This window comes from Polyangium fumosum, assembly GCF_005144585.1.
In the GTDB taxonomy this organism is placed as follows: domain Bacteria; phylum Myxococcota_A; class Polyangia; order Polyangiales; family Polyangiaceae; genus Polyangium; species Polyangium fumosum.
The window spans coordinates 1-17,408 of the sequence record NZ_SSMQ01000026.1; the positions used below are offsets into that span (position 1 = coordinate 1).

The 17,408-nt window shown below is 68.7% G+C and carries 14 protein-coding genes and 2 tRNA genes; 7 read left to right on the plus strand and 9 right to left on the minus strand.

Annotation, left to right across the window (positions count from 1 at the left end):
- The first annotated feature begins 136 nt into the window (after positions 1–136).
- Positions 137–976 (plus strand): hypothetical protein, encoded by an 840-nt coding sequence (locus tag E8A74_RS23985; RefSeq protein WP_136931390.1) that lies wholly within the window; start codon positions 137–139, stop codon positions 974–976.
- A gap of 24 nt (positions 977–1,000) precedes the next feature.
- Here E8A74_RS23985 and E8A74_RS23990 read toward each other — a convergent pair whose 3' ends face one another.
- The 5 genes from E8A74_RS23990 to E8A74_RS24010 form a co-directional block, all read right to left on the minus strand.
- Positions 1,001–2,431, minus strand: a complete 1,431-nt coding sequence (locus tag E8A74_RS23990) for a hypothetical protein (RefSeq protein WP_136931391.1) — start codon at positions 2,429–2,431, stop codon at positions 1,001–1,003.
- A gap of 47 nt (positions 2,432–2,478) precedes the next feature.
- Positions 2,479–4,413, minus strand: a complete 1,935-nt coding sequence (locus tag E8A74_RS23995) for a tetratricopeptide repeat protein (RefSeq protein WP_170229324.1) — start codon at positions 4,411–4,413, stop codon at positions 2,479–2,481.
- A 179-nt stretch (positions 4,414–4,592) separates the two neighbouring features.
- Complete coding sequence (locus E8A74_RS24000) at positions 4,593–5,111, minus strand: tellurite resistance TerB family protein (protein WP_136931393.1); 519 nt, start codon at positions 5,109–5,111, stop codon at positions 4,593–4,595.
- A 405-nt stretch (positions 5,112–5,516) separates the two neighbouring features.
- Positions 5,517–6,053 (minus strand): hypothetical protein, encoded by a 537-nt coding sequence (locus E8A74_RS24005; RefSeq protein WP_136931394.1) that lies wholly within the window; start codon positions 6,051–6,053, stop codon positions 5,517–5,519.
- A 242-nt stretch (positions 6,054–6,295) separates the two neighbouring features.
- Complete coding sequence (locus E8A74_RS24010; protein ID WP_136931395.1) at positions 6,296–7,768, minus strand: DUF4178 domain-containing protein; 1,473 nt, start codon at positions 7,766–7,768, stop codon at positions 6,296–6,298.
- 117 nt (positions 7,769–7,885) lie between these two features.
- On the opposite strand from E8A74_RS24010, the gene E8A74_RS24015 reads away from it, so the two are divergent.
- From E8A74_RS24015 to E8A74_RS24025, 3 genes are all read left to right on the plus strand, one after another.
- Entirely contained in the window at positions 7,886–9,424 is a 1,539-nt protein-coding gene (locus E8A74_RS24015; protein WP_136931396.1) for a polyamine aminopropyltransferase, read from the plus strand.
- A 41-nt stretch (positions 9,425–9,465) separates the two neighbouring features.
- Positions 9,466–11,019, plus strand: a complete 1,554-nt coding sequence (locus E8A74_RS24020; RefSeq protein ID WP_232379718.1) for an FAD-dependent oxidoreductase — start codon at positions 9,466–9,468, stop codon at positions 11,017–11,019.
- 178 nt (positions 11,020–11,197) lie between these two features.
- Positions 11,198–11,974, plus strand: coding sequence for a PP2C family protein-serine/threonine phosphatase (locus E8A74_RS24025; protein ID WP_136931397.1), 777 nt, complete (start codon positions 11,198–11,200; stop codon positions 11,972–11,974).
- A 128-nt stretch (positions 11,975–12,102) separates the two neighbouring features.
- On the opposite strand, the gene E8A74_RS24030 is transcribed toward E8A74_RS24025, so the two are convergent.
- The 4 genes from E8A74_RS24030 to groES all read right to left on the minus strand — a co-directional run bounded on the left by E8A74_RS24030 (position 12,103) and on the right by groES (position 15,704).
- Complete coding sequence (locus E8A74_RS24030; protein ID WP_136931398.1) at positions 12,103–12,870, minus strand: MBL fold metallo-hydrolase; 768 nt, start codon at positions 12,868–12,870, stop codon at positions 12,103–12,105.
- Between the two features lie 5 nt (positions 12,871–12,875).
- The gene (locus E8A74_RS24035) at positions 12,876–13,523 is read right to left on the minus strand and encodes a Crp/Fnr family transcriptional regulator (protein WP_136931399.1); all 648 of its coding nucleotides are present in this window, start codon (positions 13,521–13,523) and stop codon (positions 12,876–12,878) included.
- 138 nt (positions 13,524–13,661) lie between these two features.
- Positions 13,662–15,356: a chaperonin GroEL gene (gene groL, locus E8A74_RS24040; protein ID WP_136931400.1), complete on the minus strand. Its 1,695-nt coding sequence runs from the start codon at positions 15,354–15,356 to the stop codon at positions 13,662–13,664.
- 42 nt (positions 15,357–15,398) lie between these two features.
- Positions 15,399–15,704 (minus strand): co-chaperone GroES, encoded by a 306-nt coding sequence (groES, locus tag E8A74_RS24045; RefSeq protein ID WP_136931401.1) that lies wholly within the window; start codon positions 15,702–15,704, stop codon positions 15,399–15,401.
- Between the two features lie 437 nt (positions 15,705–16,141).
- Here groES and E8A74_RS24050 point away from each other — a divergent pair.
- From E8A74_RS24050 to E8A74_RS24060, 3 genes are all read left to right on the plus strand, one after another.
- Positions 16,142–16,212, plus strand: a tRNA-Gln gene (locus E8A74_RS24050).
- Positions 16,213–16,254: 42 nt separating this feature from the next.
- A tRNA-Glu gene (locus tag E8A74_RS24055) sits at positions 16,255–16,329 on the plus strand.
- A 139-nt stretch (positions 16,330–16,468) separates the two neighbouring features.
- Complete coding sequence (locus tag E8A74_RS24060; protein ID WP_136931402.1) at positions 16,469–17,407, plus strand: alcohol dehydrogenase catalytic domain-containing protein; 939 nt, start codon at positions 16,469–16,471, stop codon at positions 17,405–17,407.
- Position 17,408 lies beyond the last annotated feature (1 nt).

Consider the following 17,408-nt stretch of genomic DNA (forward strand, 5'->3'; position numbering starts at 1 on the left):
CGGGCCTGTTCGATGAACTGCGCATCGCGCAGTTCATCGAGCTTGGGTCCAGCCCCTGGCTGGTCCGGGGTGGAGGGGGCGGACAGCCCCCTCCTGGGGTCTGGGGCAACGCCCCAGCGCGGTGGAGCTCGGGGGCTTGAAGCGCGGCGCGGGCACCCCCATCATCGCGTTCGTGCGCCGCATGCAACTCGTCGAGCTCGAGGATCTCCCCTGGATGCCTGCCGCCATCCGCGACGGCGGCACGGATCTCCTCGACTTTGGCTTCGATCGCCTGGAGTTTTACCGCGGGGTCGTGCCGAAGCTCGGGGCGCTGCTCGATCAAACCGGCTGCACACAGGTGATCGACGTGTGCTCGGGTGGCGGCGGCGGCGCGCTCTATGCGATGCGGGCGCTGCGCGATGAGGGGCGGGGGGATGTGCGGTTCGTCTTGACGGATCGGTACCCGAACGAGGCGGGCCGGGCGCGTGTCGCGGAGCGGAAGGATCCTGGGCTCGTGTACCGCGAAGAATCCGTGGATGCCCTCGCGGTCCCGCCCGAGCTCGACGGCGTGCGCACGATGTGGAGCGCGCTGCACCACTTCCCGCCCGAGGCTGTCGCGGCGCTCGTGGCGTCGACCGTCCGTGATGGCAAGCCGCTCGCGTTTTTTGATGTCGCGGCCTCGCCTGCGCTGCGGCGGCTGCCGGGCGTGCTTGCGCCGCTGGCGCTGGGCGTGAACATGACCATGCTCTTCGTCGGCTCGTTCGTCCTGGTGCCGTTCGTGCGCCCGCTGCGGGCGTCGCGCTGGGCGCTCACGTACCTCCTCCCGCTGATTCCGACGCTCGTGGCGTGGGATGGGATGGTCTCCGCGCTCCGCGCCTACACGCCCGACGAGCTGCTCGCGATTGCGCGCGCCGTGCCCGGCGGCGACGCCTATGCGTGGGACGCGGGTGTCGCGGGGTCGGCGCTTTATCTCACGGGATGCCCGCGCGTGTCGTGACGCGGCGGCGCCCTGGGACGGGCTTCACTTCTTCGCCTTGATCTCGATGACCCGGGGCCCCTTCGGGGCGTAACAGATGAGCTCGGGTTGCTCGTCCTTCATGTTCGCCTTCACGTGGGCGATCACGGCCTCGCCTTGCTCCTTGCTCTTCACGGTGATGCCGAGGCGCCGCCCGTCGTCGTAATACTCGACGAGCCCGAGGTCGGCGACCTCGGGGAACGTGGAGAGCGCCTTCGTGGTCGTGGGGAAGGTGTATTTCGCGTCGTTCCTCCACGACACCTCGTAGAGGTAGACGAACGGCGTCTTGCAGCTTTCTTCCTCCACGTCGGCGTTCTGCGTTTCGCGCAGCCGGGAGACGCCGCTGTGCGAGACCCAGATCGTCTCCTTGTCATCCATGACGACCGCGCCGAACCGCATGGGACGGGCGAGATTCGCGATCACGGTCCACGTGCCCTCGTCGAAACGGACGATCGACCGGCCCGAGATGCCGTGGAGCTTGCCGCTCGGCGAGACGAAGAGGTCCCGGATCGGTTTGTCGAGCGTCGGCAAGATGTCGAATTTCCCGCCGTTGTAATGCAGCACCGGCGTGGTCTCGACCCAGAGGTCGTCGCCCTTTCCCCGGAGCATCTTGGGGAAGTAGGCGAACTCCTTCACCAGGGCGCCGAGTTCGACGATGCGCGATGTGCCGGGCTTTTCCCAGACCTCCGCGGCTGGGCTCTTCGCCCGATCGCAGAGGTTTCCGATCGTCACGAGCGTGCCGGATTCGGTCGCGGCCACGGCGCTGGGCGGGAGCGCGATCCCCTTGTCGTTGTCGTCGCCCCAGACGTTCTTCACCTCGCCCTTCTTGCAGCCGCCCTTCTCGGCCTCGATGGGCTTCAGCACGAGCGTCGGCCCCCGGACGGTGTCGAACCGATGGCCATCATTCACGTCGTACCCCACCACGAGCGTCGTCTTGCCGAGCCGGGCCGTGCCATGGATCCACCCGAGGGAGCCTCCCGGGCCGAACGTGCGCGACACGCCCTTGCCCGTGAGCGGGAAGTACGTGGGCATCGGCGCGCGGCCCATGTTCATGGAAAGCACGTCGACGCTGTCCGGCCAGGAGCCGTGGACGGAGGAGACCCGGGTGGGGCCGAGGGACAGGTTGGTCTCGGGGACGCTGCCGATCCACTCGACGCGCTCCTCGACGATCCGGCCGACGCGCAGGCCCTCGGCCACGAGGAGCGCGCCCTCGATGCCGAAGAGCTCCACGGAGAGCCCCTTCGTCCCCTCGAAGGGCTCGGGCGCGAGCGTGGGGATCGTCTTCTTCGGCGGCTCGCGCTCGGCCGACGCGGCGCTCGCGCTCGGGGCGGGGGGCGCGGCGCTCGGCGCGACGGTCGCCTCTTTTTCGGGCGTCGGGGTCGACTTGGAGCAGGAGATGGCGAGGGCGCAAAGGGCGGCGAGCGAAAGGTTTTTCATACGAATCGATCGGAAAGAGGGGCGAACGATCCTGGTTCGTCGGAGCTTCAGGGGTCCTGGCAGAACTTGTTGATGGCGTCGACGAGCGGGTCCTCTTGCTTGACCGCCTTGTCGAGGTCGGCTTGCGCGGCGTGGATCGCGGCGACGTCCTTCGCGTCCGCCGCCTTTGCCATGGCGCGCGCGGCCTTCACGACGGCGAGGGCCATCCCGCGATAGTCAGCGCCGAACTGGACGAGCTCGGGCACCGTGAGGCGGACGCCCGCCGCCTTTTGCGCCACGTGGTCCATCACGTCGGCCATCCTGCGAAGCTCGCGTGCGCCCGTCGGATCGGCGTCGGGGTCCGGGCCCGGCACCTTGTTGAGGTCCTCGATGCCCGTGTTGATGACCTCGATGAGCGCATTGCACTCGTCGACCTTCACGCGGCTCTTTGCGCGCAGCGCCACGCGGTCGGCAGGCTTCGCCGCGAGGAGCTTGCAGCCGAGCTCGTTCTCGCCGTCGCATGCCTTCCGGAGCAGCTCGGTCGACGCGGCCTCGTCGCGTGGCCCGCCGCGGCCCTCGGCGCGAAACATGCCGAGTTCGAGGCACGCGTCCTCCTGCCGCCCCTCACACGCGCGGTGGTAGAGGTCGGCGGCGCGTACGTCGTCCCGCGCCGTGCCCTTCCCCTCGGCGTAGGCGATCGCCGCCTGCCCGCAGCCGATCACCGCGCCCGCCTCGCAGCTCTCCAGGAAAAGCGCGAGCGCGCGCGCCGGATCCGGTGCGGCCGTCGTTCCCTTGCCGAGGAGCTTGCCGAGCACCGCGCAGGCGTCGGGCAGGTGCGCGTCACACGCCGTGGAGACGAGCGCGAAGCCACCCCGCTTGTCCTGGGCCACGCTGTCGCCCCGCACCATGACGAGCCCGAGCGCCGTGCAGGACGTCACGTCGCCCGCGGCGCACGCGCGCCGGAAGAGCGCGGCGGCTTTTTGTTTGTCCTTGGGCACGCCCGCGCCCTTTTCGTACGCCGCGCCGAGGTGGACGCAGGCCGAGGGCTCGGCCTCGCAGCCGCGCCGCGCGGCCGAGGCCCCTTCGACGGGATCCTTCGCGCCGCCCACGCCCTCGCCGAGGAGGGAGCCGAGGGTGGCGCAGCCGTAGGGGCTGCCCTCCTCGCAGCTCTGCGCGGCGAGGGCGCGCGCGCGTGGCCCGTCGCGAGGGACGCCGAGGCCGTAGGCATAGGCCCCGCTCAGCCATTCGCACCCGTCGGCGAGCCCCGCCATGCAGGCGCGCTGGAAGATCGCCGCGGCGCGCACCTGGTCCCGTCGCACGCCGCGCCCGAGGGCGAGCGCCTTGCCGAGCGCGAGACAGGCGCGCGGATCCTCGGCGGCGCAGCCCTTTTCGCTCACCTTGGCGGCCTTGACGAAGAGCGCCTGCGCGCGCTCGGGATCCGGCGTGACGGCGAGGCCGAAGAGGAGCGCGATGCCGAGCACGTCGCAGCTCGTGCCGTCGCCCGCGTCGCAGGCGTTCGCGAGCAGCGGGGCGCCGCGTTGATCGTCGAGGTCGGCGCCGACGCCGTGGAGGAACATCCGCCCGAGGTCGCCGCATCCAGCGGGATCTCCGCTGTCGCATGCGCGGCGCGCGAGGGTGACGGCCTGCGTCGGGTCGGCGGCGAGCGCCCCGGGAAAACCGTGCAGCATGAGCCGCGAGAGCTTCTGACAGCCGCGCGCATGGCCGCCCTTGCACGCCTTGCCGAGCGCCTCCGCCGCGGCGAGCGCCCGCGAGGGCCCGCGGTCGCGATCCCGAAACACGAGGTCGCCCAAACGCTCGCAGCAGGCCACGTTTCCGCCGTCACACGCTGTCCGGCAAGCGCTCTCCGTGGTGCTTTCGCAGGCGCCCGCGGGGGTGCTTGTGGCCACCTTGGGCGCCGGCTCCTGCGGTGCGGCTCCTCCACACGCGGCTGGCGCGACGAGCGCGAGGCCAAGGAGCAGGCGCGGAGCGGCCGAGCGATTCATGCGTGTCATCGGACCGTCGAGCGCGCCAGGCTGTCAAGCAAGATGCACGGGAGGTCCAGGGCGGTGCCCTGGTTCGGGTCCAGGGGCGAAGAGCCCCTGGTCGGGACCGGGGTGAAACCCCGGCGAGACGCGGTGAACCCCCCTCTACGCGTCACGCCGGGGTTTTCACGCCGGGGTTTTCACGCCGGGTCCGACGAGGCGGCGTCCGCGCGCAGCGTCGGAGGTGTCCCCGCCGGATACACGAGCTTCACCCGTCGCTCCCACAGCCGGGCTTCTTCGAGGGCGATTTCTTCGATTTGGCGGATCAAATCCTCGGCAATTCCGAGCTTCGATCCCATCTTGCGCACCGTGGCCCTCTCCCGGTCGTTGTATTCTCCATCGGCGCTGCAGGCTCGAACCGCGTCGTAAATGAGGACGCGCCGGGAAGCATCCGCCTGAGGGCTCATGGCGAGCAGCTTCTCGATATCCTCGTCGGCCTTGTAGGTCTTGAGCTCCTCCAGCAACGAGTCCAGCGCGCCCACGGCAGACCCATGGCCGAGCACCCACTCTCTTTCTGCGGGCGTCAGGTTGCCGTCTCCGTTGGCACAAGTGAGGATCGCCTTCAGGTAGCCCTCGAACGCTTCGAGCGTCGGCAATCGGTCCACGTTGCACTTCTGCTTGAGCGACCACAAAAAGCCCAGCTCTCGATTCGTCGTCATATTCACCTCGGTGGTATCGTCGTTGGATGCGATGACTCTGTGCCGCTGTTCGGGGCGATGCCCATCTCGTCACGAGACACGGCGCCCTCCGGAGCCAGCGTTCCTGCCGCTCCGGGCCACCCTTCCGGGCCGTCGCACGCGCGCCGTCCAATTGCGCGTGGCCTCCGCGGTGCGCCGTGCGCTCCCACGCGCGCCGTGTACTTCCATGGGAATATAAAATCGCTCGATCGGACCGTCGTAACGTTACGTCGCCTTCGACGCTTGGCAGGACAGCAGCAGGCTGCGTACTTAGCTCCCAGCGCGCGGAAAATCCAGATTTATATCGGCCTTCTTAGGAAGGCACGACCATCACCTTGGCCATGGGCGCCTGTGGGTCGCCCATCACGAAAATACGCTTCGGCGTCGTCACGCGTCGGAACGCTCCTCGCCCCCCGGGAGCGGCTTCGGCGGCGGCGTCGCCTCCTCGATCCGCTGACGAACGAACGTGGTGTACGCCATCCCCAGCGGCAACTCGAACTCCACATGCAGCCTGCGCCGCGTCGTGACGACGGCGCTTCCATCCCGCCCATCCCTGCCGACGTGCTCGACATCGCGGTAATGCAGGCCCACGCCGCGTTTTTGCCAGGCCGGCAGATCGTTGAACTGGATCCCGTGCTGGAACAATAGCTCGTTCCGATCCGCCACCGACTGCCCTTCGAGCTGCCGCGTGGCCGCGCGATCCGTGAGCCCCTGGGATCGGAGGAGCCAGTAACAATGCCCGCCGAGCGCATTCCGGTGGGCGTCCTCGTGCCGCCAGCGGAGATAATCGATCACGTCCTTCTCGGTGGGGAGCTGCGAGATCCGGGCGTCGAAGGCCGCGTGATCGTCGAGGAGACGCGCAAACTTGGCGCTCGCCTCCCCGGCCAGGATCGACTCGTACTTGCGCAGCTTGCGGCCGAACACGTCTGCTCGATGAACTGCGCTCCGCGCAGCTCATCGAACAGGCCCGGTCAAGACCAGCAGCGACGTTGCCCACCAAGACAGCCGCGCTACGGCTTCTGCTGGCCCCCCGCCTTCTTCGTCGGCCTGTTTGAAAAACTGCGCGGAGCGCAGTTTTTCAACCCTGGGTCCAGCGCCTCGCTGGTCCGGGGTCGAGGGGGCGGACAGCCCCCCGCGGGGTCCGGGGCAGCGCCCCGGCGCGACGGCTACTTGCCGCCGCCGAAGCTTGGACCGCCGATGAAGACGCCGCCGCCTCCGCTGCTTCCGCCGCAGTCGCTGAAGACGATGAGCAGGACGAACAGGACGATGACGCCGATGATGAGCATCGTGCCGCATCCGCTGGTTGTGCAGCCGCTGCCGCCTTCGCCGGAGGCGAGCAGGGAGCCTGCGGGGGGCTTGATGCCGAAGGCTGCGCCGATGTCGCCGGACGAGAGGCGCTCGCAGAACGAGTAGGTCACCTCTTTCGGTGTCTGCTCGACGCTGACCTTGCCGCCGGGGCCTTCGTATTCTGTTGCCTGGACGGCTTCGCCGATCTCGACCTTCCAGTAGAACTCGCCGACCACGTATTCGGTCTCGGCGCGGACGCTCTGCTTCCAGTTGTAGTGCTGGCTGCGGAACATCGCGGCGCCGCCGGAGACGCTGACTTCGCCGGGTGGGATGGGCGTGACGAGCCACCACGCGCCGTCCTCCTCCATCAGCCACAGGTAGCCGACACGCGGGCCTGCATAGAGCAGGTACTCGCGCCATCGGTAGCGCTCGCCTTCCACCGTGCAGCCGCGGATCGTGAAGCCGATGCAGATGACGCGGTTGCCGCGCAGGTTGCCTTCGGCGCCGAGCGGGATGAAGGGCTCGATCGGCGGCTTCGGCGCGGGGCCGAGCGCGCGCAACGCGCCCTGGTTGAGATCGCTCGCCATGCCGCAGTACCGGCAGACGATACGCTCGGTTTGTCCCGGGGTGACGATCGGCAGGTTGCCGCCGCAGTTCGGACACGCGACGCTCGTGACTTCGGCCTTTGCGGCTTCGACCGGCGCGCCCGAGTCGAGCACCATCACCGCGGGATCGATCTGCCGCCCGAGGTAGAGCTTCGGCGGGATGCGGCCGTCGCCGTAGTCGATCGTCCCGAAGGCGCCGTTGGGCGCGGCGATGTCCGCGTAGCCTGTGGGCACGCCGGGCGATGCGACGGCGGGCATCTCGCCTTCGCCTGAGATCACGCGGCGCTGCCCGACCTCGGCGACGGTCCAGACGCCGTAGGTGCCGAGGCTGATTTGCTGGCCTGCGCGGAGCGCGTGGATCGGCGGGAGCTCCGGCGGGAGCGGCACCTCGCTCGTCGAGTACCAGCGCCCTTGCGCGCTCGCGACCCAGCACCACTTCCCGCTCATCGGGAACGTGATGAAAAACTCCTGCCATGGCGCGCCGGGCGCGCTCGCGCGATCGAGCTGCACGCGGCCGTCGACCGCGAACGGCTCGCCGCCGCTCCAGCGGCCTGTCCCGCCGAGCTGCAGGGGCGACGGGATGTCGACGAGGTCTGCCATCCGGCCGACGGCGACGAGGTTCCGGTCCGTGCGTGCAACGACGAAATTGCAATGCTTGCAGACCTGCGCAGCGGCGCCGGCGAAGCGGAACGTGATGGGCGCCCCGCACGACGGACACGCCGCCTGGCGGTCGAACGGGCTAGTCACGCCTCGGATGGTAGCCCATTTTCGTCGCGGGCGTGCTCTCTCGTCGGACGGCTTCCGACGTGGGCGTCTCGGATCGGGCTCACCGGCCGCGCCGACCCGGTGCTAGGAAGGCGCGGCATGCCGCAGCCGCAGTTGCCGCGCCGCTGGGTCCACCCTGCGCTCCTCGCCATGGTGGCCGTGATCGCGACCTCCGGGCTCGTCTACGAGCTCGTGACGGGCACGCTGGCGAGCTACGTGCTGGGCGACTCGGTCACCCAGTTCAGCCTGGTGATCGGCCTGTACTTGTTCGCGATGGGCATTGGCTCGTACCTGTCGAAGTTCCTCGAGGATCGCCTGCTCGAGCGCTTCGTCGAGATCGAGCTTTGCCTCGCCCTCGCGGGGGGCCTCTCGGCGCCGCTGCTCTTCAAGGTCTACACGGCGGCCGCGGCGTTTCGCTTCGCGCTCTACGGCGTCGTGGTGCTCGTCGGCACGCTCGTGGGCCTGGAGATCCCGCTGCTCATCCGGCTGCTCCAGTTCTCGGTCGACCTGAAGGAGCTCGTCGCGCGCGTCCTCACGCTCGACTACGTGGGCGCGTTGATCGCGAGCCTGCTCTTCCCGTCGCTGCTGCTGCCGAAGCTCGGCGTGCACCAGACGAGCCTCTTCTTCGGCCTCCTGAACGCGGCCGTGGCGATGCTCGCGACGTTCCTCTTCCCGCTCGATCGCGCCGTCACGATCCGCTTGCGCGCGCAGTGCTTGCTCATCTTCGGCGTGCTCGCCGCGGTGTTCGGGTTCGTCACGCGGTTCGTCGACCGCGCCGAGACCGTCTATTTCGGCGCGCCGATCCTCTACACGGCGCAGTCACCCTACCAGCGCGTGGTGATCACGCGCTCGCCGCGCACGACGCGCCTCTTCCTCAACGGCAACCTCCAGTTCTCCTCGGACGACGAGCAGCGCTACCACGAGGTCCTCGTCCACCCCGCCGTCGCCGCGCTCGGCCGTGATCCGCGCAGCGTGCTCGTGCTCGGCGGCGGGGATGGGCTCGCGGCGCGCGAGCTGCTTCGTTACCCCTCGATCGAGCGCATCGTGCTCATCGACCTCGACGCCGCGGTCACGGACGCGTTCCGCACGCTGCCCGTCGCGCTGGAGCTGAACGGCGGAGCCTTGAACGATCCACGCGTCACCGTGCGCAACGAGGACGCGTACAAGTTCCTCGAGGACTCACGCGATTCGTTCGACCTCGCGATCGTCGACTTCCCCGATCCCTCGAACTACGCCGTCGGCAAGCTCTACACCGACGCGTTCTACCACCTCCTGCGCGAGCGCCTCTCCTTTCGCGGCGTCGCCGTCGTGCAGGCGACCTCGCCGCAGTACGCGCGTGAGTCGTTCTGGACCATCGTGCAGACGCTCGAAAGCGCGGGCTGGAAGACGGCGCCGCTCCACGTGTACGTGCCGAGCTTCGGCGACTGGGGCTTCGTGTTGGCGGGCGGCGAAGAACTCGCGGCGCCGGGCGCGCTCCGCATCGAACCCACGAAGCTCCGGTGGCTCGAGTCCTCGGGGCTGCCCGAGCTCTTCCGCTTCCCGCGCGACATCGGCCGTGTCGAGGCCCCCGTGAACCGGCTGAACGATCAGAAGCTCGTGGCGACCTACGCGCGCGAGTGGGGCGTCTTCACGCGCTGATGGACCGGCGGGCCTTCCTCACAACGGTCGCGGCGGGCTGGATGGTCGACACCATCCTCCCCGGAAAGGCGCCGATCGCAGGTCGCATCATCGGCGCCTCGCACGGCGTGGGTCACCTCGTGCGCGACGGCGGTGCGCCCACGCCGAGCGGGCCGCCGGATCGTGCGGATGTCGTCATCGTCGGCGCGGGCATCGCCGGCCTCTCCGCGGCGTGGAGGCTCGCGCCCGCGGGGCTCGACGTGCGTGTGCTCGAGCTCGAGCAGTTCCTCGGCGGCACGAGCACGTGGGGCGACGACGGCGCCGCGCCGCATCCGTGGGGCGCGCACTACCTCGCGGCGCCGAACCCCGAGGCGCGCGCTGCGCTGCGCCTGCTCGAACAGATGGGCGTGGTGAAGGGATGGGATGCGGCGGGTCGCCCGCGCTTCGATCCACGCGTGCTCTGCCACGCGCCGCAAGAGCGCATCTTCTACCGCGGCGCGTGGCATCCGGGGCTCGTGCCGCAGGACGAGCTCGACGCGCACGATCGTGCCGAGATGGAGCGCTTCTCCCGCTTCGAGGATGAGCTCACCGAGCGCGTCGGCGCCGACGGCAAGCCCGTCTTCCAGATCCCGCTCGCGTTCTCGTCGCGGGATCCGGACACGCTCGCGCTCGATCGGATCAGCATGCGCGCGTGGCTCGATCGCGAGGGCTACACCTCGCCGTTCTTGCGCTGGTACGTGCGCTACGCGTGCCTCGACGACTTCGGCGCCGAGCCCGAGGAGGTCTCGGCCTGGGCCGCGCTGCACTACTTCGCGGGGCGCAAGCTGAAGACACCCGAGCTCGACGGCAGCCACTTCCTCGTGTGGCCCGAGGGCAATGGAAAGCTCGTCCAAGCGCTCTCCGAACGTGCACGCGCGACGGTCACGCACGGCGCGCTCGTGACGGGCCTCGTCGCGATCGAAGGCGGTCGTGTCGAAGTGCGCTGGCTCGACGTGCGGGATCGCGCTCCGCGGCGCACGCACGCGCGGGCTGTCGTCGTCGCGGCGCCCGCGTTCGTCACCCGTCGACTCTTCCCTTCGGCTGCGGCGCGCTTGCCCACGCGCACGAGCTCACCATGGATCGTCGCGAACATGCACGTCGAGCGCCCGATCGATCCCGACATGGCGTGGGACTCCGTCCTCTACGATGCGGCGGGCCTCGGCTACGTCGACGCGCGCCATCAGCTCACGGAGCTCTCCGCGCGCACGGTGCTCACGTACTACCGCGCGTACGGCGGGCCCGACGTCGTGGGCGCTCGAAAAGGCCTCGTCGTCGCGCCGTGGGAGCAGATCGCGAACGACGTGCTGCGTGATCTCGCACCTGCGCATCCGGAGCTGCGTGAGCAGATCACACGCATGGACGTGTGCGTGTGGGGTCACGCGATGCCACGTCCGCGCCCTGGATTTCTCGGCGAACAGCCCTTCGAACCGCTCGTCTTGCTCGACGAGCGCGTGGCCTGGGCGCACGCGGATCAGCCTGGCATGGCGCTCTTCGAAGAGTCGCAGGCGTCCGGTGTTCGAGCGGCCGAGGCGCTCGCGCCTGCGCTCGGGATCGCGCTCGGCTCGACCTGGTTGTGAAATCCAGGAAAATCGTAGCCACAAGCACATAACCGACACCTGTTCCCCGCAAATTCGGGGTTCTGGTGGGCTTGCTGGCCTTCCGGGGGGGGCGTGGGGGTGGGTCTGCGCGGGAAAGGTGACGGGATCTGCTCACCGACCTTGCACGGCCCCCCCCCTACGCGTCTACTGTTCGGCCATGCGAACCCGGTTCGCCGGGATGACCGATGTCGGCCTGATGCGGGAGCACAACGAGGACAACCTCCTCGTGATGCCCGAGTACCATGTCGTCGCCGTTGCCGACGGAATGGGCGGGCATCGCTCTGGCGATGTAGCAAGCCGGCTGGCTGTCTCCACCCTCTCAGACTTCTTCTCGGTCACCGTCGGTCGCGACGGTACATGGCCATTTCCTGCCGATCCGAACCTGACGGAGGAGGAGAACTACGTCGTCACGGGCCTGCGACTGGCCAACCGTCGCATCTTCGACCGTTCGCTCAAGACCATGGCGGACTTCGGGATGGGCACGACGATCGTGACGGCGATGTTCGACAAGAACGCGACGCGCGTGACCGTGGGTCACGTCGGCGACAGCCGTTGTTACCGCATCCGAGGCGAGAAGATCACACAGCTCACCCGTGATCATTCGCTCGTCAGCGACGCCCTGCACATGGCGCCGTGGATGACCGAGGAGGAGATCAAGCGGCTGCCGCCGAACGTGATCACCCGCGCGCTCGGCATCCGCGAGGACGTGCTCGTCGATCTGCTCACCGAGGAGACAGCCGCAGGGGACATCTACCTGCTCTGCTCCGACGGGCTCTCGGGCCTCGTGAAGGACCCGGAGATCTGCGACATCGTCACGAAGGCCCCGTCGCTCGACGAGGCGTGCCGCGTGCTCATCGAGCGCGCGAACTTCCACGGCGGACTCGACAACATCACGGTCGTGCTCGCGCGCGTGGAGCCCGAGCAGCAGGGCTGATCGACCCTCACCTCAGTCCCGCCCCTCTCCTCAGTCCCGCCCTCTCCCGAACCCCTCTCCCGCAAGCGGGAGAGGGGCTTTGCATTTCAGCGGTGCTGGCAGCGGTCGCAGCGCGAGACGCTCGTGTCCTAGAGCAAGAACTGATCGCCGATCTTCATCACTTCGAGGCTCACGCCTTCGAGCGCGGCGCACTCGCGCTCCACCTCGGCCTGGAACACCGGCTTGATGTGGTAGAGCAGCGTCGGCAAATCCTGCGGGCGGCGTAGCTTCTTCAGATCGGCGCGCAGCGTCTGCGGCGTGTGATGACCACTCACCGTGGCGAGCCGCTGCTCCCGGTTCGGAAAGCTCACCTCCATCAAGAGCGCGCGCAGGTTCGGCTGCTCGTCGAGCACCTGCCACAGCCGATCCGTGGGGCCCGTGTCACCGCTGTACGCGATGGCGCCGCCCGGCGTCTCGATCACGAACGCGGCCGACTCGATCGTGTGACTCACCATGATCGCGCGGACATTGCAGCCCGCGAGCGGCGCCGGGGTCTCCGGCGAGAGCTCGAGGTAGCGGATCGTCGGGTTGTCCGGCGTCGGGATCGTCGCGAAGTCGGGCCAGAGCTCGTTGTTGAAGAAGTGCTGCCGCAGGATGCGGATCGTCTCGCGCGTGCCCGCGACGATGAGCGGAGGCGCGCCCATCTGACAGCGGTTGTCCGCGAGCGTCGCGAGGTCGCGGATGTGATCGAGGTGCGCGTGACTGACGAGGCACCCTTCGAGCTTGAGCTGCCCCTCGACTTCGAGGCCACTCGTGAGGGATCCCGCGTCGATCGCCAGACGCTCGTCGAGGATGAAGGCGCTCGTGCGGTGCTTCGGAGTCTCGCCGCCGTGGCAACCGATGACGCGGAGATCCACGTCGCTCAGCCTTCCCCGCCGAACTTCTGCGGCATCTCGAGGAACTCGACGAAGTCCTGGAGCCTGCCGACGTCGGCGACGACGATGCCCCCCGGGACCTCACTGGCGAGGCGCAACCTGCGCAGCCGCAGCATCACATCGGAGGCCGCGACCGCGTCCACGCCGACGTCACGCGCGAGATCCTCCGCCCGCGTGCGGATCAGGATCCCTTCGGCCGTCTTCTCGCCGAAGGCCTCCGCGTTCCGCGCCAGCGCGAGCATGATCCGGGCCTTCGGATCGCGGTGCATCAGCACCTCGATCAACGCGTCGGCCGAGTCGAGCCGCTTCGCGAGCTTCTTGATCAGCCGCATCGCGATCTCGGCGTTGACCGCGACCATCTTCTCGAGCGTCCTCGCCTCGACCAGCAGACACCGCGTCGTCTCGACGACCGTCGCCGTCGCGCTGCGCGGCTTGCCGTTCAGGATCGCCAGCTCGCCGAGGAACTCGCCTGGGCCGAGCATCGCGATCACGCGCTCCTCGCCCGCGATCATCTTCGTGATGCGGACGGAGCCGGTCTGGATCACGTACATCACATCGCCGGGATCGCCCTCGCGGCACAGTATGTCCCCGGCCGAGAACTCGCGGCCAAACCGGGCGAAGAGCGGGTCCGACATCGTGGGGGGGAGTTTACCGCCATACGGCAGGCCGGGTCAAAAACCGGAGGCCTGGACGCCGCGGTCTTCGAAAAACGAAAGCCCCGGACGCAGCAGGCGCCCGAGGCTCTCGTGTTGGCTTGTGGGCTCGCGGGGCGATCAGCCCATGTCGAAGTCGCCCATGCCGCCCATGCCGCCCATGCCGCCCATGCCGCCCATGCCACCCATGCCGCCCATGCCGCCCATGCCGCCGCCGCCAGCCGCAGCAGCCGCTTCCTTCTTGGGCTTCTCGGCGACGAGCGCCTCGGTGGTGAGCATCAGGGCCGCCACGCTCGACGCGTTCGCGAGCGCGTGGTGCACGACCTTGGCCGGGTCGATGACGCCGGCGGCGAAGAGGTCCTCGTAGGTGTCGGTCGCGGCGTTGTAGCCGAACGAGCCTTGCCCCGTGCGGACCTTCTCGACGACGACGCTGCCGTCGATGCCGGCGTTCGTGGCGATCTGCCGGATCGGCGCCTCGGCGGACTTGCGCACGATGCGCACGCCGACGTCGCGCTCGTCCTTGAACTTCAGGGTGTCGAGCACGGCCGAGGCGCGGAGCAGCGCGACGCCGCCGCCGACGACGATGCCCTCTTCGACGGCCGCGCGCGTCGCGTGCAGCGCGTCCTCGACGCGGGCCTTCTTCTCCTTCATCTCGACCTCGGTCGCCGCGCCGACGCGCACGACGGCCACGCCGCCGGCGAGCTTCGCGAGGCGCTCCTGGAGCTTCTCGCGATCGTAGTCGCTCGACGTGTCGCCGATCTGCTTGCGGATCGACTCGACGCGGGCCTTGATCGCGACCTTGTCGCCGGCGCCGTCGACGATGACGGTGTTGTCCTTGTCGATCTCGACGCGGCGGGCCGTGCCGAGGTCACGCAGCGTGGCGGTGTCGAGCTTCTGGCCGAGGTCCTCCATGAAGGCCGTCGCGCCCGTCAGGGTCGCGATGTCCTTCAGCATCTCCTTGCGGCGATCGCCGAAGCCGGGGGCCTTCACGGCGGCGACCTTGAGCGTGCCGCGCAGCTTGTTCACGACGAGCGTCGCGAGCGCCTCGCCCTCGATGTCCTCGGCGATGATGAGGACCTCGCGGCCGTTCTTCACGACCTGCTCGAGCACCGGGAGGAGATCGGCCATCGCCGAGATCTTCTTCTCGTTCACGAGGATGAGCGGGTTGTTGAGGACCGTCTTCATCTTCTCGGGATCGGTCACGAAGTACGGCGAGAGGTAGCCGCGGTCGAACTGCATGCCCTCGACCGTGTCGAGCTCGGTCGACATGCGCTTGTTCTCTTCGACCGTGATCACGCCCTCCTTGCCGACCTTCTCCATCGCCTCGGCGAGGATGTTGCCGATCTCCTTGTCGCCGTTGGCGCTGATGGTGGCGACCTGGGCGATCTGGCCCTTGTCCTTGGTCGGGACGGCTTGCTTCTTCAGCTCGCCGAGGATGGCGCTGACGGCGGCGTCGATGCCGCGCTTCAGGTCCATCGGGTTGTGGCCGGCTTCGACGAGGCGGAGGCCCTCGTTGTAGATGGCCTGGGCGAGGACGGTCGCGGTGGTCGTGCCGTCGCCGGCCTTGTCGCTCGTCTTCGAGGCGACCTCGCGGACCATCTGCGCGCCCATGTTCTCGAGCTTCGAGTGCAGCTCGACTTCCTTGGCCACGGTGACGCCGTCCTTCGTGACGACCGGCGAACCCCAGCTCTTCTCGATGACGACATTCCGGCCCTTGGGCCCGAGGGTCACCTTCACGGCCTCGGCGAGCGTGTTGACGCCCCGGAGGATCGCGGCGCGCGCGCTACGGCTGTAAATGATCTGCTTGGCGGACATGGATCTTCTTCCCTTTGGAGTTGATGAGGAGAGGGCGGGCGTTCAGCTCGCGGCGCCTTCGCCGCCGGTGATCGCGAGCAGGTCGTCCTCGCGCAGGAGCACGTAGTCCTCGCCGTCGATCTTCACCTCGTTGCCGGCGTACTTGCCGAAGAGGACGACGTCGCCGACCTTGATGTCGAGCGGCCGGAGCTTGCCGTCGCGGAGCAGCTTGCCGTTGCCCACGGCCACCACGCGCCCCTCGATGGGCTTCTCCTTGGCCGAATCCGGGATGATGATCCCACCCTTCGTCTGGGTCTCGCTCTCGAGACGCTTGACCACGATGCGGTCGTGCAGCGGCCTGATCTTCATGATGGCTTCCTCTATCGTCTGTTGCGGGCCCCGGCGGGCCGACTCCCCCCGGCCGTGGCTCTTGGCCACGGAGGGTGTCGAGCACCAACGCCGCTGGCACTCGGCTATGCCGGTGGCTAAAACCGGCCCGGAAAATAGATCCCCCCTTTCCACCGTCAAGCCCACCCTGGACCGGCCGGTCGTTTTTCCGGAGGGCGGCGTACGTCCCGGAAGCACCCCGAACGACCTGGTTCGGGTGCACGGAGGACGGCGGGAGGACGAGCCCGGCCAAGACGGACGGAATTTCCAAGCGATCTCAAGCTGTTCCGAACAAACGACAAGAAGCGCTTGACAGGACCGACGGTTCGGCTAAGTTGCGCGGCCCGTGGACGACGGAGCGATTGCTCCGGTGTTCCGCCGGTCCCTTGGTCCGCAGGGCCTGGGGAGAGCCGATCCTTTGGGGGATCGTCTAATGGCAGGACGACGGTTTCTGGCACCGTCTATCAAGGTTCGAATCCTTGTCCCCCAGCCCGAAGTCGGCTAAGAAGTGTCGCCGACGGATTTGAAAACTGGTCCCATCGTCTAGCGGTTAGGACGCCGGCCTCTCACGTCGGTAACGCGGGTTCAATTCCCGCTGGGATCGCCAGGTAAAACAGAAACAGCGAACAACGGCACCTTCGGGTGCCGTTTTCGTTTTGTGCCTTTGTTTCCGGACCTCGCTTCGGCCCGGCCGGCGCAAAAGACGCGAGGTTGCGCACGCGGTCCTCTTTTGAGAGAGAGGACGCATGAAGGCGCTCCAGTGCACAGAAAACGGCGTCGTCCTCGCCGACGTCCCCGATCCCGCGCCCGCGCCGGGCGAGGCCATCGTCAAGGTCCTGTCGGCCGGAATCTGCAATACCGACCAGGAGCTCGCCCGCGGCTACATGGGCTTTCGCGGCGTGCTCGGCCACGAGGTCCTCGGCCTGCACGCGGGCAAGCGTGTCGTCATGGAGATCAATTGCGCCTGCGGGAGCTGCGCGACCTGCCGCGCGGGCGGGCGTAACCATTGCCCCACGCGCACCGTGCTCGGGATCCTCGGCCGTGACGGCGGAATCGCCGAATTCGTACGGATCCCCGAGGAGAACCTGCATGTCTTGCCGGACGTGATCCCCGACGAGAGCGCAGCCTTCATCGAGCCGCTCGCCGCCGCGCTGCATGCCTTCGACGAGGCCGCGCCCCGGCCGGGGGATCGCGTTTGCCTGCTCGGCGACGGCAAGCTCGGCCTGCTCACGGGGCTCGCCCTCGCAGCGCGGCGCGGGGATCTCGGCCGCGCCGTCGCCGTCGGCCGGCACCAGGACAAACTCGCGATCCTCGAAGCCGCCGGGCTCGACGTCGCGCTCGAATCCGATTTTTCCGAGGCGGGGTTCGACCTCGTCGTCGAGGCGACCGGCCAGCCTGCGGGGCTCGCCCGCGCGCTCGCCATCGTGAAGCCGCGCGGCACGATCATCCTCAAGAGCACATATGCAGGCGTTGCGAACATCGACCTCGCGCCCGCCGTCATCAACGAGAACAAGATCATCGGCTCGCGTTGCGGCGATTTTCAGCGCGCCATCGACGTGCTCGCCCGCGGCAGCGTCGACCCGCGCCCGCTCCTTTCGGCGCGGTATCCGCTCGCGGACGCCGCGCGCGCGTTCGCACGCGCCGCCGAGCCGGGCGTCTTGAAGGTGCTCGTCTTGCCGTCTTGAA